This window comes from Aeromonas sp. BIGb0405, from assembly GCF_024807335.1.
Taxonomy (GTDB): Bacteria; Pseudomonadota; Gammaproteobacteria; order Enterobacterales; family Aeromonadaceae; genus Aeromonas; species Aeromonas rivuli.
Window position 1 is genome coordinate 25,228 of sequence record NZ_JANUEP010000016.1, and the last position, 20,840, is coordinate 46,067.

Genomic DNA, 20,840 nt, shown 5'->3' on the forward strand with positions numbered 1-20,840 from the left:
CTTGGGCCCATCTTGGGATAATTCGCTACCCAGTTTCTGCCGATAGATGAAATAACGAGCAACCCATGTCGGCTGTGACCCAGATTGATGAAATAACGAGTGATCCAATATGCCAGTGACCCAAGACGAATTTAATGAAGACGGCAAATTCATGCGCAAGATCCGCAGCTTTGTCCGTCGTGAAGGCCGCCTGACCAAGGGTCAGGAGAAGGCTCTGGCCGAACAGTGGCCAGTCATGGGGATCGATTTCGACACTGCCCCGCTGGACTTCGTCGCCCTGTTTGGTCGCGATGCCCCCGTGGTGCTGGAGATTGGCTTTGGTATGGGGACCTCCCTGGTCGAGATGGCCAAGCAAGCTCCCGAGAAGAACTTTATCGGTATCGAGGTGCACAGCCCCGGCGTCGGCGCCTGCCTCGGCAGCGCTCAGGAGGCCGGTGTCACCAACCTGCGCGTCATCTGCCACGATGCGGTCGAAGTGCTGGAACACATGATCCCGAATGGCTCGCTCGCTTGTCTGCAGCTGTTCTTCCCGGATCCCTGGCACAAGAGCCGTCATCACAAGCGTCGTATCGTGCAGCCTGCCTTTGCCCAGGATATTCGCCAGAAGCTTGCTATAGGTGGCGTCTTCCACATGGCCACCGACTGGGAAAACTATGCCGAGCACATGCTGGAAGTGATGAGCGCTGCCGAAGGCTATGAGAACACCTCGCCCGCGGGCAACTGGGTGGAGCGTCCCGAGTGGCGTCCGCTGACCAAATTTGAACAACGGGGCCATCGTCTTGGTCACGGGGTTTGGGATCTGATTTTTAAACGCGTTAACTGAACCTGAGGAGCTGTCATGGCAAACCGTAGTCGCCGTCTGCGTAAGAAATTGCGCGTCGAAGAGTTCCAGGAAATGGGATTCGATCTGAGCTTTAACTTCCCGGTCAACACCGCCGAAGCGACCATAGATGCCGTCATCGATGCCCTGATCGATGAGGTGATTGAGCCGCGTAAATTGGCATTCGCCGGTTCCGGCCACCTGGCATGGGAAGGCATGATCTGCACCCAGGCGCTGGGCAAATGCACCGATGAGGACAGAGCCGTTCTCAAGGGCTGGCTGGAAGCCAAAGGCATGGAGGCCGTCGAGGTCACCGAACTGTTCGACCTCTGGTATGGCGAACCGGCCTGATTGGCCGAATGAAAAATCCCGCCGCTGGCGGGATTTTTGTCTGTGGGGTAGATCGCCCCGTTTGAGTCGTGGAACCTCTCAATGCAGTTGTCATCGCAATTATTGGAAAGCATCCTTGATGAAGTGCGTCCCCTGCTGGGGCAAGGCAAGGTGGCAGATTATATTCCGGCGCTGGCCCAGGTGCCGGCCGACAGGCTTGGCATGGCGGTCTACACGGTGGGGGGCGAACTGTTTACCGCCGGTGATGCTTTCGAACCCTTCTCCATCCAGAGTATCTCCAAGGCGCTGAGCCTGACTCTGGCCCTCACCCTCTACCGGGAAGAGGAGATCTGGGCCCGGGTTGGCAAGGAGCCCTCGGGTCAGCCGTTCAACTCGCTGGTTCAGCTTGAGTTTGAGCAAGGCATACCCCGTAATCCCTTCATCAATGCCGGTGCCCTGGTGGTGAGCGATCTGCTGGAAACCCGGCTCACGGCGCCCCGTCAACGCACCCTGGAGCTGGTGCGCCGCCTGGCGGCCAATCCAGCCATCGTCGCGGATGCCGTGGTGGCGAAGTCCGAATACCAACACTCGGCCCGCAATGCCGCCATCGCCTACCTGATGAAGTCCCACGGCAACTTTGAAAATGAAGTCGACAAGGTGCTGCAGAGTTACTTCAACGCCTGCGCCATTCGCATGAGCTGCGTCGACTTGGCGCGCGCCTTCGTCTATCTGGCGAATCGTGGCCTGCCACTCGGAGCGAGCGAGCCGCTGCTGGGGGCGCGCACCACCAAACAGGTCAATGCCTTGCTCGCCACCTGCGGCCTCTATGACGAAGCGGGGGATTTTGCCTACCGCGTCGGCATGCCGGGTAAATCCGGGGTCGGCGGTGGTATCATGGCGCTGATCCCGGGTGAGCTCTGTGTCTGTGTCTGGTCACCCGAACTGAACAAGGCCGGTAATTCTCTGGCAGGCACGGCGGCGCTCGAGCGACTGTCCGAGCGCCTCGGCCGCTCCATCTTTTAACTGCCATTCATCATAAGTGAGCAAGTCAATGAAACACGCGATTCGGCAGCTGTTGGCGGCCTCGGCCAGCCTGCTGCTCTGGTGCAGCTTCTCCGCGCAAGCGGGCGAGCTGGCCCCCCTCTCCATGCAGGAGGCCAAGGCTCAGGGCGCCATCATAGTCGACACCCGTCCCAGCCACTTCTATCAGGGATGGCCCATGGAAGGGGAGAGTCAGGGCGGCCATGTATCGGGGGCGGTCAGCCTGTCTGCGGACTGGAAATATGATGACGAGCAGTGGCCCCAGGCACTGCGTGACAAAGGGCTGGATGCCAGAAAGCCGGTCGCCCTCTATGGCAGCGAGCGTGGCCTGGCCGAGGTGGCGCGGATGCTGCGTATGCGCGGCTTCCATCAGCTGTACGAGCTCAAAGGCTGGCAAGAGGCCAAGCGAGAGCGCCTGGTGCGCTGGCAGCAACTGGTCTATCCCCAGTGGCTGGCGGATTTGCAGGCGGGCAAACCCGTCGTGGCCGCTCCCAAGGGCGACTGGAAACTGTTCGAAGTGGATTGGGGGGCGCCCAAGGCGTTTCTGATCAGCCATATTCCGGGGGCCGATTACATCGATACCAATCGCCTGGAGCAGGAGCCGCTGTGGAACAAGGTGTCCGATGCCGATCTTGAGAAGCTGCTGCTGGAGAATGGGATCCGTCATGACACCACTGTGGTGCTCTATGGTCGCAACACCATGGCTGCTGCCCGCGCCGCTCATCTGATGATGTACGCCGGCGTCAAGGACGTTCGTCTGCTCGATGGTGGCATCGAAGCCTGGTTTATCGCCCATCTGCGCACCAAGACCGGCCTGCCGCACCAGTACGAGGCTGCCGAGTCGTTCGGTGCCAAGATCCCGGTGCACCCTGAGTACCTCACCTCGACCGAACAGGCCAAGGCCTTGCTCAAGCAGTCCGATGGCGAGCTGGTCAGCATCCGTACCTGGGACGAGTTCATCGGCGAGACCTCGGGTTACAGCTATATCGAACCCAAGGGTGACATTCCTGGCGCCAAGTGGGGTCATGGCGGTGTTGACTCGCAAAGCATGAGCGATTTCCACAATCCGGATGGCACCATGAAGCCATCGAGTGAAATTCTGGCCATGTGGCAGCAGTGGCAGATAGCGCCACAGGATCAGACCGCCTTCTATTGCGGCACCGGCTGGCGCGCCTCCGAGGCCTTCTTCTACGCCTGGTTGATGGACTGGAAGCGGATCAGCGTCTACGACGGCGGCTGGTACGAATGGAGTTCTGATCCCAAGAATCCGACCATCACCGGTGAGCGCAAGCCAAAGGGCTGACCGCAGAGACTCGTGCGCCAGAAATAAAAAAGCACCTTCATGGAAGGTGCTTTTTTTATCTGCGACGGATTGTCATTTCATGTCAGAAGGAGGCGACACTGCTCTGGCTGTAGAGCCCGTACTTTCTGGCCAGCATCTGACCCCCGTCCCGGGTCAGGGGGACCCAGCTGATGGTGCCGCTGTCTATGGTGGACTTGAACATCATGAGGTCGAACGGGATGGTGATGTAGAGCCCCTTGGTGAAGCTCCCTTCACCGTACTCTTCTGCCGACACATTGGTGAAGGTCGCAAAGAAACCGGCACTGATGCCCGAATCAAACTGCTTGGCGAAGTTGAGGGTGGCACCATAATCCCCTGCCAGGTAACGACCCACCGAGATCTGGGCCGTCACCTTGTCGAGAAACTCCGGCTGCCAGTAGGTGGTGACATGGCCGGTCGCCACCTGATAGTCAGCAAGCTGGAGGGTGTTTTCCCAGTCCCGCTGTTTCACCAGATTGAGATCTGCCCCTATGGCCCAGGATTGGTTGAAGGGGCGATACAAGGCTTCACCGCCGACCCCGGCGTACATCATCTCCAGATAGCCGCCATATGTCTGGGCGTACCAATCTTTACCATATTTATCCATATGGGTGAGCTGAAGGTTATTCAGCAGCACATCTGAGGAGGTGACATATTCCCGGATCCAGGTTCTGACCCGGGGCAAGGCCTCACCATCGGGCGGGGGAGCCGTGTAATTGAACTTGTCATAGTTGTTGAACAGATTGAAGAAGAGCGTGCTGCTCAGCCAGTTGTGATCTGTCATGTACCAGTCGGTATTGGCATTCAACCCGACCTGATACATGTAAAAGCTCTCTGAGCCCCCGATGGATTGGTTCAGTTTGGGCACAATTTTGAAACTCCATGAGCGGGGCTCCGCCTCATGGCGCCGTGCTCCCTGAACCTGGGTCGGTGATTGCCGGCTGACCTTGATCTCCTGTTTCTGGCCGAGAGGAAGATCGCTGTTGGCGCGGCGCACCGAGTCCAGATCGACGCGGGTCTCCTGCAGTGGCATCCCTTGTTTTTGCTCGATCATCCGCAACTGCTTCACCGACGCAGGCAGTTCATTGACGGCGAGCATGGTAGCCCTGTGCTCGCCCTGAGCCTGCTCCCGGAAGCGGGTCTGCTCACCCACCAGGGTTAGGGTGTCGTCATCACCGTAGAGGGAGACCTCTTGCCAGCCAGCATTGGCGGCCAGCTGGGAGGACAAATCTTGCCAGTCCACCTCATCCAGAGAGGCCGTTTCGCTGGTCTGATAGGCCGGAACCGGGGGATCCATGAGCTTTGGCAGCGACAAGGAGGGATCGTTGAAATTGGTATGCAGTGTCATCCCCCACATCAGCGTGTTGCCGCGCTGATAACTGAGGTGCATGTCGAGAGCATCATAGGGCTGGTAGACTATGCCCACATTGATGGGGGTGCTTTGTGTGATGACGCCCGCCGACTCGTGACTGTAGTCATTGCCATCGTATTCAAGCTTCAACCTCAATGGTTGCCAGGGCGTCTGGTACTCTATTCCGCCAAAGAGAGCGGCAGGCCCATGGAACAGGCTGCCAAATTCAAATTTGCCACCACTGCCCGAGAACCCGTCGTCCCGTTGGCACCAGCCATCGCGGAGTTCACAGAAGGGGTTCTTGATGTTGCCACTCTGCCCCATGTTTCCCCATGCCATGCCCAGGGTGAAATCAAGGTTCTCATAGCGCTTGCTGGCAACGATGTACTCGCTATCAAAGAGTCCGGTCCCCATTACATCGCGAAGCCCGACAGAGACATGAGGGCGCCAGGTGGATTCATTCCAGAGCCTGGCTTTGACATCCAGCCCCTTGTCTTTATAGGTTTGATCGCCACTGAAGCTCTCATCATTGCTATACAGGCGGGTGCGAATGTCGGTGTATCTCAGGGTGGCTTCCAGCCAGTCGAATGGTTGCATGGAGATAGACCATCGTCGATATTCCTGGTTATCCATGTAGTTGAAAGAGAACTCACCTTCTGGGGCCATGCGCGCCGTTGGCATCTGGAGCAGACCTACACCACCAAAGTCACTCTGGGTCGGAAAGGCAGGGGAGAAACTATCAGTATTGGCGCAAGCGATAGGAGAGACAAGAATAGAGAGAGTGGCGATTCTGGTTAGCATTACTCGGGTATCCGATTAGCAATCATTTCGGCAATACGGAGATTGATGTTTTTAAATTTGGCTGGCAGCAATTCGGGATCGAACCCGGCAAACAGTGTTGCACCGGGCATGGGTTCTATATGGTATTCATTCCATACGGCCACAGGTGATAACTGGGTGCTGCCATCTGGCTGGATGAGATATACCTCACCCGGGTTGGCTCCGGCCAACAAGCTATGGCCCTGCCAATATTCAGCCAAACCTTTGCCATGCTCATGAGGCAATGACTTGCGGCTATTGATTAAACCCATCAAATATAAACGGGATGGCCGAGGAGAGACATACAATGAGTAGTTGCCGCTCAAGCGGGGGTTGTTATCAGGTTCAATTCTGCTGAGATCGGGATCCAGCTTTATATCAATTCGGCCGGTGACATCAAGCTGATCCAGCTCTCGCAACAGTTGCTGGGTTGTTTGAACCAGACCGCCTTGATGCTCTCTCATCCATATCACCTGGAGCGATTTCACATCGCTGAGCAATAATTCCTTGGCTTGCTGGACCACACGCTCTTCTGCGGGGGATGAGATAATGGCGGCAGGCCAATAGATATGGTCAGGTAGCTGGCTGTTATTCAGTAGCTGTTCAAGGCGCTGACTATCCGAAAGGGAGATGGTGGTGCCATTGACATTACCTAAGACTACTTTGGTAACACTGTCAGCGTGAAGAATGGGCGTATAGCCTATCAATAACGAGAGTATTATTTTTTTCATGATGCGTAAGGCTTGGTAAAGACCATCTCTATGGTGCTGTTGTCAGGGCCTAGCTTTTGAACGGTCTTTCGGATCAGACCAGACTTTTTGTCCAACCAGTAATAATTATTCCATATTTGATCATCTTTTATCGACTGCACGGTTTCCTCATAGAGGGAGGTCGCAATGATGGTGCCATTGATATCCAGATTTTCATCCGCGAGCTGGCGGAATACACTGCGCATGCTTCTCCCACTGCGACGATCCTTTGCCCATTCGGCGCTGTAACTGAACTGTGCACCCGAGGCGATGGATGCTTGAATCAAGGGGTCCTTCATCGTACTGGAATAATAATGAAGATCATTTTCCAGTTTCAATGTTTTGGTAATTCTACCATGCTCGGTCACTATCATGCCCCTGTCGCTGCTAACCCAGGACAACCTATTTTCATCTGCAAACGCAAGCACGACGAATATTTTTGGTCTGTCATCTACGGTGACATATGCACTGGCATAAGGGAGTTTATTGATGGCTTCTGGGGTGATAGTTATTTCTTCATTTCCGGAGAGAAGAAATTTAAGTTGCTGATAGCTATCAACGTTGTTGTCTGCACAGCCAAACAACAACATTGATAACACTACAATAATGCGCTTAGTTAGCATAAAAACATCGCTGAATGAATCGGTATAAAAATAAAGACTGCCCTCAGGCAGTCTTTAAATCGTAATATCAACGAGCTGTGCTGGTCACAGTCGAGGTGGAGCTGTTGTCGTCTTTGTCGTTGCTGGCAACGGCGATGGCGACGCCGATGGCAGCCGCAGCGGCGACACCAACAGCGATGGCGCCAACGGTCAGGCCACCAGCGGCAGCGCTGCCTGCAGCACCTGCACCGGCAGCAGCACCACCAGTCTCGGCAGCCATGGTCTGGCCGGACAGGGCCAGCAGGGCAGTCATAATCAAAACGCTCTTCTTCATATATTTCCCTTATAAAATCAGAATAGTCGAGGTTCGTTCTACTCTATTATGATGGCAAGCCATCGTTTTTGGTTAATTTGCATCCATTATTTTTTATCATGACGGAATGCAAACCGAACCAAAACTATCATCACTCCCAACATGCCGCCCAATAGTGCACCCAATACAACAATCAGTGCCCGTTTTGGTTTTATTTTCTCTTCGGCGATGACGGCAGGATCAAGTACCTTAAATACGTATTCCTGATTGACCTCGGCGAGCATCAAGGTCTTGGTCTGCTCTTCGATCAGTTGATAAAAAACCTTCTGCATATCGGCGACGGAGGTTTTGGATAATTGCTCGGTCAGATAGGAAATATTGCGCTTTGCCTCCTCTTGATCCCGTTGTTTCATGGTGTGGTTGAGATCATTGATCAACCAGTCCACCCACTGTTTGGCCAGTTGTGGTGAATAAAAGTCAACGTTGACTGTCAACAATCCGGTCTTGGGATCGCTATTGAGGGAGACCAGCCCCCTGAAAGCCTTGATCAGTTCCCAGTCCGTGGGCTCGGGTGACTTGCCAGCAGGTAATTCGCGCACCCACTTCTGGGTCACCGTATCGTAGATCTGAGGGTCGATGATCAACTCGCCGGTGGTTTTATCCATACCGGTAGCGGCGAGCAGAGGGACAGCCAGCTGGTGGTGGCGGATGAAATCTCCAAGAAACAGCCGTGATTTGCCCACTTCGATGGCTATCGAGGCCTTATCTCCGCCTTTGTTGCCAAGATCGACACCAGCCAGGCTGGCTAGCCCACCGAAGCGGGATGCCAGCGCGGAGAGTCCACCACCTTGCTGCTCAAGAGAGGGAGTCAGCAAGGCCTCGGCGCGATAGATATTGGGGCTCCAGAGTGCGAAGGCGACGGCGAGACCGGTGGCAATGAAAGTGGTGGAAAAAATCCACCACTTGCCATGCCACAAGGCAACCACTAACTCCCGCAGGTCAATTTCATCACTTACCGGAGACATATCTCTCGGTAAGGGAATGACATTCACTTTTTGTGCTTCCATTATGATGTAATGAGTCCTATGGAATATGAACTGATGCGTTCAATAGCATTATTTTATTGCGGACCAGGCCACACCCAATTGATACATGATCTGAGTTGCTGAGGACATAATGCTCAGGTTGTCCAGATAATCAGAGTCCACCGGGACTATGATGGTATCGCCAGGCTCAAGACTCTTTCGTCCACCAAACCAACTGTCATTAGGCAACATCACACTGCCGTTGGCTTTTATCACATAGACGCGATCGGTATCGGCCTGCTTCTTTGTTCCGCCAGCAAGACTGATATATTCATTGATGTTGGTATCCCCTTTGTATATGTGAGCTGATGGGAACTGCACCATCCCTGCGATGGAGACCACATTCTGCATGGTCGGGATATATAATTTATCGCCATCCTCCAGCAATATATCGGATTGCTTTTCTCCGGAGAGCAGTGCTGGCATATCTATGGTCATCCGCCCAATGGCCTTGCTGTTCTCCAGTTGATTCACAACCGTCATGGCTTCGGCAGGAGAGCTGCTGTAGTTGGCAATGGTGCTCTGTCTGCGCAAGGTCATGGTCGATATTTCTTGGCGAAGCTCATCCCGCAGCATCACCAACCGTTGTTCTTCCTGCTGGCGCAAGGCCTTACGAGCAAATATCGCCCCATTGGGATTGGCGTAGGCAGTAATGCCACCCACCCGCTCGATCAGATCGTGCAGGCTTTCTCCGCGTCGGACGGTATATGTGCCGGGGAATTTCACTTCACCGAAGACCTGGACGGTCGCTTCTTCCCGCCACTGTGGGTGGGGCAGGACGTTGATATTGTCTTTGGATTGCAGGAGGGGCGAACTGTACGGGCTATTGGCTGTGTCCAGGGGGAACCGCTCATTCTGGACCAGGATGCTGTCACCACGCTCATTGACGCGGGACAGTTCGACAATGTTGGCCTGCTCATTGAACCCACCGGCGGCGAGAATGGCATCGGACATGCGACTGCTCTCGGTCAGTGGGTAGAGGCCCGGGTATTTCACTTCCCCCCTGACTTCCATGATTTTGACCGGCTGGCCCTGAGTCGACTGCGCTTTCAGGCGCTCGATGACTGGCGCCAACAAGGCTTGTCTGGAGTCCGCCACAACGGCATCTGTTGCGGTTTTATCGGAAAGTGAAGAGAGCTTGATCTGGCTATCGGTATTCAATTCATCGTTTGTGACATTGGCGCCGGTGGATGCATCTGTGCGCATCATGGCAGCGTTGTCCAGTTCTCGAGACTTCGCCTTGAGATCCTTCACCTTGGTTGAGGTTGTGGCTGTCTCTCTGAGGCGGTCAGTAGCATCATTTCGGAACACCAGCACCTGATCCCGGGCCTGAAGCAGGACATCATCCTTGCCACCAGGGTGTTGCAGGGCATTGCCCAAGTTGAATTGAATCACGTTGATATTACGTTGGGAATCAATCTCTCTGACCACGAGTGCGTAACTCAAATCGGTAGCCGAAATGAGGTCTCGCTCAACACTCTGCAAGATGGTGCTGACCCGAGTACCGGGAGAGAAGCTATAGACGCCGTCACGAACCACAGCGCCTTTGACCACAATGGCCTGGCTATATTCGGTGCTGCTCGGTTTGACCGATATCTTGTCCCCGTCCCGAATACTGAACAGGCGATCATGGGCGTTGGCCAGTGTCAGGTTGAATACCCTGAGACCGCTGTCGGTGTGACGTTCTACGGAAACTTCTTGCAACGCGGCGGCTTTGACGCCGCCAGCCAGTGCGAGCACATCCGCCAGTGGTGCCGAATTCCTCAGCTCGTAAATGGCGGGGCGCTTGACCAGCCCGTTGATGGCGACCTCACTGCCCTTGGCAGGCACAAACACGGTATCTCCGGCCTGTAAACGGATGTCTTGGCTGGTATCACCCCAGACAAGCATCTTGTAGAGATCCACATCGATGATTTTTTGCCCTGCGCGTTTTACCTGGATTTTTCGCAAGGAACCGACTGTGTCTATGCCACCAGCGGCCTGCAATACCTGAGTCACGGTCGCCATGCCACTGACATTGTAAGCACCTGGGCGGTAGGCGTCTCCCATGACAAACACCTGCATGGAACGCATTGAACCAAAGCTGATGAAGGAATTTACACCAATCATCTGCTCCTTGATCCTGGATTCAAGGTCACTTCTGAATTGCTGGAAGGTTAAGCCACTGGCGGAGATAGGGCCGAGACTGGGAAAATCAATAAAGCCTTCCCGGCCGACACTCAAATCGTAAACCGCATTTTCTTTACCGTAGAGTTGAACATGAATTTCATCTCCAGGGCCAATAACATAGTCATCTGCAACTGGCATGTCGGTAATAGGGGCATCCAGGATGGGCTCACCGGCAAATACATTATACCCAAATGGCTGTAAGTCTCCGGGTTGCGCCACACCAGCAATGAGCGGACGTTGGGATACCTGGGTGTAATCGAGTTCACGTGGGGCTGCAACAGGGACTGATGGCGTGACAGGGGTAATGGCGCTTGTGCTTTTCAGTTGCTCTGTTGATATACCATATTGTTTTGCCAATGATTGCTGTTCTACAGGCGATAGACGCTTGAACTGTTCCATCATCTGTGGGCTTATTTGCGGTGCGGCGAACGCATTTAAGCTAACCGCAGCAAGTATCCATGGCGCTGTTATGAATTTCATTTTTGGTAAAGCCTTGAAATGTGTTTGTTCTAACTATTAGAAATGGTTGCCAGAACGTATCTGACATTCCATGTTGACTATATTAACTATTGCTGTGCATCACACCCTGAAAGGAACTGGGCCTATTAAATATATTTTTATTTTCTGTGGTGAAATTATTTTAAGTATTTACGAGTCACATGAAATAAACGTATTAAAATTGTAAATTACGAAAAATTGACATTTATAGCGGATGACATGACATGGAGCTCACAGAAAATCAGTATTGACTTATGGCACAAATCACTATCTTGCCAACTGTGCGACCAAATTACTCAATAAAGAGTCTCATCCCATCGACAAGATGTAGGGAAAAATGGGCATAGCTACCGCATCCGAATGACATCCCGGCATGCTTTGTGAATTATTTGTTGCCGAACCTGTTCGCCAGACAACCTGTGTCGCACTTAGGTGGGCGAAAAAGATTTATTATTGATGGTTTTAGTAATTAGGTTGCCATTTGAATTCAGTGGCGGAATCTATCAAAAATGTATTTTTTTGCAACAAATATCAGACAATTCTCAATAAATGGGTGCCATTAGAGCCATTCATGGTTTTTTGTGCTGAGATGAAGGAGTGTTTGTATAAATGCTGTTGTGTTTTTGTGCTTGATTGTTGGTTTTTAGGTTTCTTTCTGGTGGTTGACTTTCTTGTTTTTATTATTGATTTAAATTCGCTTCAGCTAGGCTGTTGGAGTGTTCCCCTCATGGTGAGGGGCGGGCAAGGAAAGCAGGCGATGAGATTTTCCATGGTGTTACTCTGCTGCGCGTTGGGTGTCACGGCATGCAGCTCCCAATACATAATGAGCACTCGGGATGGCAAGCTGATCACCACTGATAGCAGACCCAAGCTGGATGAGAGCACTGGCATGTATCGGTATTACGATGAGGAGGGGAGGGAGATGCTGATCAGGAAGGACGATGTGACTCAGATAATGGAGCGTTGATCCAACTTGTTCTCTTGGTAAGAGGGCTGCCCATGGGCAGCCCTCTGTCGTGTGTGGTCAGGCTATCTGATCGATCTGCCGATTGACTTGGCGGGCAAACAGCTGATGGAAGCGCGAACCGGGGTTGGCCAGCAGGCCGACCGGCGAGCCCTGCTCCACCACAGTACCGGCTTCCATGACCACTACCTTGTCGAGGGAGAGCAGCGGCTCCAGATGGTGGGCTATTACCAGGTAGCTGGCATCGGGTCTATAGCGATAGAGCAACTCGGCCATCTCGCGCATGCCGCTGTGGCTGAGATCCGAGGTCGCCTCATCCAGCACGATCAGCGGGCGTTGCGACAACAGGATGCGGGCGATCACCAGCAACTGGGTCTCCCCTGCGGAGAGCTGAAGCCTGTCGAGATCCTCATCCAGCCGGCCGGCGCAGCGTTCACCCAGTCCCACCCGTTGCAGGGCCTCTGTCAGCCTAGCGTCGCTGTGTTCGGCGCTGAGATTGTCAGGTTGCAGCTCGGTGCTGCCGGAGGGCACATCATGTTGCTGTTCAAGGGGGGCCAGGTTGGCGCGCAGGGTGCCGAAGAAGGTGAGTGGCGTCTGGGATACGGTGTCATAGAGGGCGCGCACGGCCTCGGGGGCCAGGGTCGACAGCGGTTGCTCCCCATAATAGATCTCCCCCTGCGCATAAGGGTACATGGCCTGCAAGGCACCGAGCAGCGAGCTTTTCCCCGCCCCGGTGCGCCCGCACACGCCAACTTTCTCACCGGGAGCCAGCTCGAAGTTGACCTTGTGCAGGGCCCACTGGCTCGCCTCGGGATAGCGCAGACCAAGGTTGACGAAGCGCACTGGGGGATGAGGAGTGCGCAGCGGCTCTCCCTCCTGGCGTTCACTGGCAATCTCGCTGTATTCGCGCACCCGCTCGACGGCATTCATCATCTGCTCGACTTCGGCAAAGGTGCGGATCAGGGCATTGAGCATGGCCGAGGTGGTGAAGGCATAGGTGATGGCCACGGCCCCGAATAGCGTGCTGTCGCTCAGGGCAACCATGAGTGCCACGGCGCCGACCAGGGCGGCGGAGAGCAGGGTCTGGTGCAGGCCGAGCCAGCGGTTGATGGAGGTGGTGGTGTACCAGCTGCGCAGGTTGTTGTCATAGTGAACCAGCACCTGATCCAGGGCGTAACGCTCGGCCCCGGCCAGACGCAGGGCGGGTGCGCCACGAATGGTCTCGCTGATGCTGATATAGAGAGGCGAGCGCAGCACGGATGCCTGGCGTCTGAGCTTGAGCTGCACCGCGCGGTAACGGCGCTGCAGCAGGTAGAGCACGCCACCGACCAGGGGCGTCACCAGCAGCAACAGCGGCAGATTGATGCCGATGACCAACACTTGCAGCAGCACCGAGATCAGCATGCCAAACAGACCGCTCATCATGGGCAACAAGGTCTCCTGGGTTTCGGCGAGATCCCTGTCGAAGCGATTGAGGATCCTGCCCTGGGGTACCTTGTCAAAAAAAGCCATGGGGGCACGGCTGATGCGGCCGAGCATGCCCTCGAACAGACTCCAGGCAAGCTTGAGGCCCAGCTTGTAGTTGAGCACCCGTACCAGGGTGATGCAGAGCAGGGAGCCGAGCCCCAGGGCTATGTAGGTGCCGAGCAGGGGCGCCAGTTCAGTGTTGGCAGCCTTGCCGCCCAGCCAGAGATCCGAGGCGATACGCAGCCCCTCCTGACCCAGGGCCAGCAGCAGGGTCAACAGGATAAGGCCGGGAGCCTGGAGCCGCTGCCACAGAAAGCCAAACAGTCCCCAATCCACCTTGCCTTCGACCATTTTCTCCTCATTGAACAGCTCGGCTTCCTGGGGGACGAGGAGAGTTTGTTCGGATACCGGCACGGGCAAGTCGGCGAGCTGGCGGGGGGCCAGCTCGGTCAAGGATCCTTGCTCAATGGAGAATACCCGGTCGCAGTGTGCCAGCACCTCGGGGTCATGGCTCACCAGCAGCCGGGTCGGACCGGGCCGGAACGTTAGCCCCAGGCGCAACACCTGAGCCGAGACCATGGGATCCAGTGCCGAGAGCGGATTATCGAGCAGCAGTATGTCGGCCTGGGTGTAGAGCGCCCGCGCCAGGGCCACCCTCTGCTGCTGTCCCCCGGAGAGCCGGGTGCCGAGTTCGCCGACTAGCGTCTGATCCCCGTGGCCGAGCAGGGCGAGATCCCCGGTCAGGGTGCAAGCCTCCAGCACCCAGAGGTAGCGTGCCTCATCCCAAGGCTGCCCGAACAGTATGTTGTTGCGGATGCTGTCATTCATCAGCCAGGGCTTGTGACCCAGGTGGGCGACCCTGCCGTGACGGCGGATCTCCCCTTCGAAGTCATCATCGAAGCCGGCAATCAGGTGCAGCAGACAGCTCTTGCCCGCTCCCGTCTTGCCGGTGATGCCGATTAACTCGCCCGGGTTGATGGTCAGGTTGACGTCGCTCAGCACCGGGTGCTGTTGGTGATGGGCGCTCACCTTATGGAGGACCACTGTGCCCCTGGTCAGGCTGTCATCATCGAGCTGGCGATGCTGCTCCGGGCTGTTGAGCAGTTCGCACAGCCGTTGGAAGCCGGTATTGAAGTTGATCAGGGTACGGATGAGGTAGGGCAGGCGCTGCATGGGAATACGCAGCACGGCGAACAGTGCGATGGTGGTGAACACCTGGGGCAGGGTCAGGCTCTGGCCTGACACCAGGTAGGTGGTGAAGGTGGCCAGGGTGACCAGCAGCGGTGTCCCCAGCATGAGGGCATCATTGATGGCATCGAGTCTGAGCACTCGGCCAAGCACCCTGAGCTCCTGCTGACGTTTCTGCTCCGCGGCCCGGGTGAAGAAGGGGCCCAGCCCGTTCTGGCGTACCAGTCGCAGCTTCTTGATGTACTCGGCCAAGATGCCGTTGCGCTCATCCTGGCTGTGTTTGAGGTGCTGTTCCTGCTGGTTCATGCGGCGGATCAACCGGGTCGAGAGCAGCAGCAACAGGGTCAGCACGGCGCAGCCTACCAGGCCGGCGCTGCCCACCTGCCACACCAGCAGGGCTATGGTACCCGCCAGCTGCAACAGCATGGTGATTGGCATGGCGGGGTCGGCAAGAATCCAGGTGATGTCCCAGACATCGCGATTGATCAGGTTCTGCACCCGGCCGCCGGCTCTGTCATCGAAGCTCTTGCCACCGAGCTTCATCACCTTGGCGAGCAGGGCCTCGGCCAGCAGTCGGCGGATAGGGACGTGCATCTTGAGCGCCAGTTGCAGGGCATGTTCTGCCAGCATGCCCGCGGCGAGTACAGAGCCAAACAGCGCGAAGGCCAGCAGCAGTTTGTGCTCGGTCGCGGCGCCAGTACCGAGCTGCGTCATGACATGGTTGAGCAGCCAGGGACTGGCCAGAGTGGCCAGCATGGCCAGCAGTTGCAGCAAGGTAAGCAGGGCGATGCGGCTGCCATAGTGGCGCCAGATGTAGGTCGTGATGGCCCAGGGGCCCACCGGCAGGCGGGCGGTCAGGGCCAGGAAGGCGTCGGCTCGCGCATCTCTGTTGTCTTGGGGCAGCAGGGGGTAGAGATCGTCCAGACTGACGCTGGGTTCCTGCAATCCCTTGCGCTGCAAGGGGCCGGTCCAGTGATAGAAGAGACGACTCAGCCAGCCGGCCGAGAGTTCCGGATGATCCAAGTTCACTTTCCTTATTGTTATTGTTTGCTTCCACATTCGGGCGAACTTGCCGCCCTCTCCCCACTCAGGGGGCGGTGCTAGCGATCCCGGTTCAACCTGATGAGCCTGTCCAGAATATATTCGCCATCGGCGCGCAGGCCGTTGTGCTCGTATTCGTTGGTTATCCAGGCGCGGCTGTTGCCAAGGCCCTTGAGGGTTTCACGACTGAAATCAAACTCCACATACATGTCATCGGCATAGACGGCGCAGGCCACGGGCACCTGGTTTTGTTGCAGCTGGCTGGGGTCGTAGAGCGGGCCCCAGTCCGCTTTCTTTGCCAGCAGCTGAGCCGCCTCCTTGAGAGGAAGTAGCTCGCGGAACTGCTCGAACATCCAGGGGTAGATCATCTCGCCGGTGAAGGCGAGGTCCTGGCCCGGCGCCCAGGCCAGCTCGGGATACTCGCGCCGAACCCTCTCGGCCGCCCAGTCGCTCGCCCGCCCCTCGGCATAGATGGCCTCGTGCAAGATGGCGAAGATGGGGTGGGCGTTGAAGGGCTGCATGGCCTGGATCTGGTAGAGGAAGGCGGGATTGATCCGCTCGCCGATGAAGGCATCCTCCAGCAGGAAATAGAGGCCCTCGAAGGCGCCAGTGGCCCCCAGATCCAACCCTTGTTGTTGCAACTGCTTTACCGTCAGACGCTGCCCATTGGGCAACCTGACCTCATGCTGATGCAGATGTTTGGCGAGGCGATTGACCAGTGCCTGCGCATGGGGGAAACGGTCGAAGAAGGCGCGGTTCTTGTCGGCCACCCGCAGGTAGGTGGCGCGATAGACCTCCTCGGCACTGCGGCCCATTGGCGGGACGCCGCCGGTGATATAGACCTCGTGCAGGGCCTTGGGAAAGAGCGACAGATAGCTGAGGCAGCAGAAGCCGCCAAAGCTCTGACCGAGCAGGCTCCAGGGACGGTGTGGGGAGAGCTGGGCGCGGATCAGTTCGGCATCGCGCACTATGCTGTCGGCGCGAAAATGGCTTAGGTAGCTGGCCTGTTCAGTGGGGCTCAGGTGCGCCAGCGCCTCGGCGCTGACCGGGGTAGAGTGGCCGGTGCCCCGTTGATCGAGCAGCACGACGCGAAATTCTTGCAAGGCGCGCTTGAGCCAGCCGCTCTGATTGGTAGGGCGGGGCGCGCCAAAGCCGGGTCCCCCTTGCAGGTAGAGCAGCCAGGGCAAGTCGGCATCCAGCTTGTCCTTGCGACAGAGAGTGCGGGCAAACAGAGTGAGCTCAGGGCCGTCCTCATGCTGATGGTCGAGTGGCACTGTGAACAGGCGAGGCTCACACTGGATGCCATCCAGCACATAACTCAAGGGGCGATTCATCTGGTGTACTCCCGAAACGAGGCAACTGGGGGACCCACATCATAACCATGGCCCAGGAGCCGGTCACGCCGGTTTTGGCTGCATCCGCAAGTTTGGTGATTTGTCCCGTCCCGCTCGGGATCCAGAGCGAGAAGTCGGGTTGACGACGTCTCCCTTACCCGCCCTGTGGTGGCCGCGCGCCAAGCTGGGCGTGCCGCCACGCAGATGCAAAAAGCCCGCTCATTGAGCGGGCTTTTTGCAAAAATTTGGCTCCTCCTGCTGGACTTGAACCAGCGACATACGGATTAACAGTCCGCCGTTCTACCGACTGAACTAAGGAGGAATTGTTGGTGCCCAGAGACGGAATCGAACCGCCGACACGGGGATTTTCAATCCCCTGCTCTACCGACTGAGCTATCTGGGCAACGGCGCGCATTAAACCCTTTTGAGATGGCACTGTCAACCTGAGGGCCGGATAAATTCGCCGTTCGCTCGACATCTGTGCAATCCGCTGTTTTCCTGGCCAGTGACTGGCCGGTCCATCGGGAGGCGCTGGCCGAACGCGGGACTGGGGGCAGCAAAAAGGCCCCCGCAGGGGCCTCGACTGACATCAATGTTACTGCTTGCTGACGATGATCCTGCCGGTGCTCATGTCCCTGGCCTGACCGGTGACCGCTATCTTGAGGCCAAGCTGGGGCAGGCGCTTGCCGGCATCCGGGATGGCATCCTGCTGATAGCTGTTGCCATCCTTGAAGATGCGTTTGGGCGCTATCCACAGATCCTGCAGGAAGGAGCCGCTCGGGTGGTTGAGGATGAGCGGTTTGGCTATCCCCAGGCTGAAGGTCGCATCATGGATCTGGTAGCGGGTGCTGGCCACGGCGCCATCGCTCCATGTGAGCGGGCGCTGATCCGCATCCACCACGCCGAGGAAACCCTCCCCCGGGTGTTGTCCGACCCAGTTGTTGCTCTGGCTGTTATCCACGTACCAGAGCAGCAGGCCCGGCTCGTAGCGCATCAGCTGGTCGCTCACGTTGATGTGGGCCAACCCCTTGTCGACGCCCGCGTGGTTGCGCCACTCGGCCAGGTAGTAGTGATCCTTGGCCTCGTTGCCATTGCTCTTCACGAAGCCGGCCAGGCTGAAGGCTGAGGCAGCCTCGGCACCGTCGCTGACCAGAGTCTCGCCGTCGGCGACTATCTGGATCTCGTCCACGAACAGACCCTGCTCGGCCACGCCACCATCGCTCAGGTACTGCAGGCTGAGCTGGATCTGCTGACCGGCCCAGGGGCTCAAGTCAAAGTCGGCATCGACCCAGCCCCCCGAATGGCCCGTGATGCCGATACCAAAACCGATGCCGTTCGGATCGTCCGAGGTGGTCAGGTTGCCCGCAATGGGCTGGCCGTTGACCAGCACCCGCGCATAGTCGAAGCCATCTTCTATCTGGTACCAGGCCTTGAAGCCAAAGGTCGCACTCTGTTTGCCGGTCAAGTCCAGGTTGAGGACCATGCGGTTGTCCAGATCATTGCCGTTACCACCATGGTATTCAAACTGGCCGGCGTAGGGGGGATTGAGGGGCACCTGTTTCGGGGGCAGATTGATGCGCACCACATCATCGTTGCGTCCCTTGTCGTTGGCCTGATCCAGCATATAGACGTTGCCGCGTCGGCTAAGATCGTCGACATGCACATTGCTGCCGTGCAGCCAGTTGCCGCCGAGGGAGGCTTGCAGGAACTCCTTGGCCCAGGCGGAGAAGCCGGTCGGCTCGGTGCCGCCAATCACCCCCGCCCAGGAGCCGGAAGACATCACGGACCAGGTGGCGACGGGTTCGCCCTTGCCGGTGTACTTGGTGTCGTATTCATCCGGCAGGCCGAGATCGTGGCCATATTCATGGGCGCAGACCCCGGCCGCCGCATCGATGGGCTGTATGGTGTAGTCGTAGGCGGCATACTGGCCGTTGAAGTTACCGGCCGGGCTGCTGGTGCCGGGAATGGGGTAGGGGTTGCCCAGGTTCCAGCGATGGGCCCAGATGGCATCTTCACCCAGATCGCCGCCACCGGCCTCTTCCCCCACGCTGGCGTGGAAGATCATCAGGTGGTCGATCAGGCCATCGGGTTCGTTGCGATTGCCGTTGCCGTTCAAGTCGTAGCGATCCTCCTGATCAAACTCGGCGAGATCGATGCTGGGGTCATTGGCAACCTGGATCAGCGCCTCCTTCACCAGCTCCCGCACCGCCGTTTCGTTCTGGTTATTGCCATAGTCGGCGGCAGGCTTGCTGGCCGTGTACCAGCCAGCCACCTGACCGCCCACGCTGTAACTCTGGCCGGATTGCTGCTCGTAGAACTGGCGCATCGAGATGAAGGTCTCGCCATTGGGGCCCTGGTAACCCTTAGGGGAGAACAGCAGGTCGTTGTAGTGCGCCGGGGTGTAGTCCGGGTAATACATCTTGGTCAGCTCGGGGCGGACACTGTTTTTCGGGTAGTCGGGGAAGTCGACCAGAATGGCGAGGATCTTGTCCTGCCGCTTGGCGCCCCGATAGTGCTCTTTCTCGATAGACTTGAGCAGCAGGGTGGGGATGCGATCGCCGGGACGGGCCGTGCCGTTCAAGCGGATCTTCTTGAGGATGCGCTCGCGCACCTTGCCCTCCTGCACCGCCAGGGCACCATGGCCCTGGTGGGCACGCGCCTTCTGGCGGTAGAAGCTGGCCAGGGCGGCCTGCTCCATCTCGGGCGAGGCCAAGGTGGCAATCTTGCCACTCTTCTTGAGCATCTCCAGCACCTTGGCCTCATCGGCCAGGGGGGCATCGAAGGGGCCATGCACCGGGGCGGCGCTGACCTGGTTTCCAATCATAAGGGTCGAGCCAATCAGCAGGCTCAGTATGGTTTTTTTAGTCATTATTAACGTGCTCCATCACGTGAAAAAAAGGAGCCAGCAGGGGCTCCTCTCTCGTCGGCAAGCTCGGCTTGCAGACCCTTGATAACCCGATGCGTACCCTTTGTCATCGCGGCTTCATTGCATTCTTGTTCTGGAGAAGAGGCTATTGGTGACTCATTTGTTCTGGTTTGGATGCGCTTGTCTGCTGGATGTGCGGCCCATCAGGTGATGTATGGCAGATAGTGCGGATTGGCCCCCAAAATGGGCATGTCCCCATTTGGGGGAGAGGGAGCGCGCCTGAACAAAGGGCAGATGGACACCGACACTCGTTGAGCGGGGCGCGCCGGACAGGTATGCTTTGCGCAACCATACCGCCTGGGAGGCAACATGAGTCTGGATATGCAAGAGTGGCGCGACGAAACGACCGCCATAGTGACCGAACTGCTGGCCGACGGCAGCAACCCTGAGCTCGACTACGAGATAGAGCACCACTTCGCCTGCCAGGATTTCGATCTGCTGGAGAAGGCGGCGGTGGACTTGTTCAAGGCGGGCTTCGAAGTGACCGATGCCGAAGAGATGGAGCTGGATGACGGCGCCACTATCTTCTGTTTCGATGCCACTGCCGAATGCGCCTTGAATGTGGAGCGCATTCTCGCCGACATCGAGAAGATGCGTCCCATCCTCGAGAAATACGGGGTGGATTACGATGGCTGGGGCACTTACTTCCAGGAGTAATATCCAGGGGTGAGGCCGTATCTCCCGGGCCCGGCGCCGCCAGATGGGTGGTGAGGGAAGGCCAAACCGCCGCCATGGAGGGCGCCGGGAGTACAGCAGCTAAAAAAGCGGTCACCCCAGGGTGACCGCTTTTTTAGCTGTGACACCGCAGGCGGGCGATGAGAT

The 20,840-nt window shown here is 57.1% G+C and carries 15 protein-coding genes and 2 tRNA genes; 6 read left to right on the forward strand and 11 right to left on the reverse strand.

Annotation, left to right across the window (positions count from 1 at the left end; genetic code table 11):
* The first annotated feature begins 109 nt into the window (after window positions 1-109).
* The 4 genes from trmB (at window position 110) to M2366_RS19065 (ending at window position 3,494) form a co-directional block, all read left to right on the forward strand.
* A complete protein-coding gene (trmB, locus tag M2366_RS19050; protein WP_042041065.1) occupies window positions 110-823 on the forward strand; it encodes a tRNA (guanosine(46)-N7)-methyltransferase TrmB in 714 nt (237 codons plus the stop codon).
* 15 nt (window positions 824-838) lie between these two features.
* Window positions 839-1,171 (forward strand): 50S ribosome-binding protein YggL, encoded by a 333-nt coding sequence (locus M2366_RS19055; RefSeq protein WP_042041064.1) that lies wholly within the window; start codon window positions 839-841, stop codon window positions 1,169-1,171.
* Window positions 1,172-1,252: 81 nt separating this feature from the next.
* A complete protein-coding gene (glsB, locus tag M2366_RS19060; protein WP_224431191.1) occupies window positions 1,253-2,173 on the forward strand; it encodes a glutaminase B in 921 nt (306 codons plus the stop codon).
* 28 nt (window positions 2,174-2,201) lie between these two features.
* Window positions 2,202-3,494, forward strand: coding sequence for a sulfurtransferase (locus tag M2366_RS19065; protein ID WP_224431190.1), 1,293 nt, complete (start codon window positions 2,202-2,204; stop codon window positions 3,492-3,494).
* Window positions 3,495-3,576: 82 nt separating this feature from the next.
* Here the strand turns inward: M2366_RS19065 and M2366_RS19070 are convergent, their stop codons facing one another.
* The 6 genes from M2366_RS19070 to M2366_RS19095 form a co-directional block, all read right to left on the reverse strand.
* On the reverse strand, window positions 3,577-5,664 hold the full coding sequence (locus M2366_RS19070) for a YjbH domain-containing protein (RefSeq protein WP_259270418.1): 2,088 nt from the start codon (window positions 5,662-5,664) through the stop codon (window positions 3,577-3,579).
* Entirely contained in the window at window positions 5,664-6,413 is a 750-nt protein-coding gene (locus tag M2366_RS19075) for a capsule biosynthesis GfcC family protein (protein WP_259238093.1), read from the reverse strand. Before M2366_RS19075 ends, M2366_RS19070 begins: the two co-directional genes overlap by 1 nt.
* Window positions 6,410-7,054: a YjbF family lipoprotein gene (locus M2366_RS19080; protein WP_259270419.1), complete on the reverse strand. Its 645-nt coding sequence runs from the start codon at window positions 7,052-7,054 to the stop codon at window positions 6,410-6,412. Before M2366_RS19080 ends, M2366_RS19075 begins: the two co-directional genes overlap by 4 nt.
* A 67-nt stretch (window positions 7,055-7,121) precedes the next feature.
* A complete protein-coding gene (locus tag M2366_RS19085) occupies window positions 7,122-7,367 on the reverse strand; it encodes a hypothetical protein (protein ID WP_259270420.1) in 246 nt (81 codons plus the stop codon).
* A gap of 86 nt (window positions 7,368-7,453) precedes the next feature.
* Window positions 7,454-8,413: a Wzz/FepE/Etk N-terminal domain-containing protein gene (locus M2366_RS19090; RefSeq protein ID WP_224431185.1), complete on the reverse strand. Its 960-nt coding sequence runs from the start codon at window positions 8,411-8,413 to the stop codon at window positions 7,454-7,456.
* Between the two features lie 48 nt (window positions 8,414-8,461).
* Window positions 8,462-11,002: an SLBB domain-containing protein gene (locus M2366_RS19095; RefSeq protein WP_259270421.1), complete on the reverse strand. Its 2,541-nt coding sequence runs from the start codon at window positions 11,000-11,002 to the stop codon at window positions 8,462-8,464.
* Window positions 11,003-11,867: 865 nt separating this feature from the next.
* Between M2366_RS19095 and M2366_RS19100 the strand changes: the two genes are divergently transcribed.
* The gene (locus M2366_RS19100; RefSeq protein ID WP_310508884.1) at window positions 11,868-12,065 is read left to right on the forward strand and encodes a YgdI/YgdR family lipoprotein; all 198 of its coding nucleotides are present in this window, start codon (window positions 11,868-11,870) and stop codon (window positions 12,063-12,065) included.
* Window positions 12,066-12,122: 57 nt separating this feature from the next.
* Here M2366_RS19100 and M2366_RS19105 read toward each other — a convergent pair whose 3' ends face one another.
* The 5 genes from M2366_RS19105 to M2366_RS19125 all read right to left on the reverse strand — a co-directional run bounded on the left by M2366_RS19105 (window position 12,123) and on the right by M2366_RS19125 (window position 19,961).
* Window positions 12,123-15,740 (reverse strand): ATP-binding cassette domain-containing protein, encoded by a 3,618-nt coding sequence (locus M2366_RS19105; RefSeq protein ID WP_259270422.1) that lies wholly within the window; start codon window positions 15,738-15,740, stop codon window positions 12,123-12,125.
* 77 nt (window positions 15,741-15,817) lie between these two features.
* The gene (locus M2366_RS19110) at window positions 15,818-17,092 is read right to left on the reverse strand and encodes an alpha/beta hydrolase (RefSeq protein ID WP_259270423.1); all 1,275 of its coding nucleotides are present in this window, start codon (window positions 17,090-17,092) and stop codon (window positions 15,818-15,820) included.
* A 246-nt stretch (window positions 17,093-17,338) separates the two neighbouring features.
* A tRNA-Asn gene (locus M2366_RS19115) sits at window positions 17,339-17,414 on the reverse strand.
* 5 nt (window positions 17,415-17,419) lie between these two features.
* Window positions 17,420-17,495, reverse strand: a tRNA-Phe gene (locus M2366_RS19120).
* 192 nt (window positions 17,496-17,687) lie between these two features.
* Complete coding sequence (locus M2366_RS19125; protein WP_259270424.1) at window positions 17,688-19,961, reverse strand: immune inhibitor A; 2,274 nt, start codon at window positions 19,959-19,961, stop codon at window positions 17,688-17,690.
* A gap of 378 nt (window positions 19,962-20,339) precedes the next feature.
* On the opposite strand from M2366_RS19125, the gene rraB reads away from it, so the two are divergent.
* Window positions 20,340-20,675, forward strand: coding sequence for a ribonuclease E inhibitor RraB (rraB, locus tag M2366_RS19130; RefSeq protein ID WP_042040974.1), 336 nt, complete (start codon window positions 20,340-20,342; stop codon window positions 20,673-20,675).
* Window positions 20,676-20,840 lie beyond the last annotated feature (165 nt).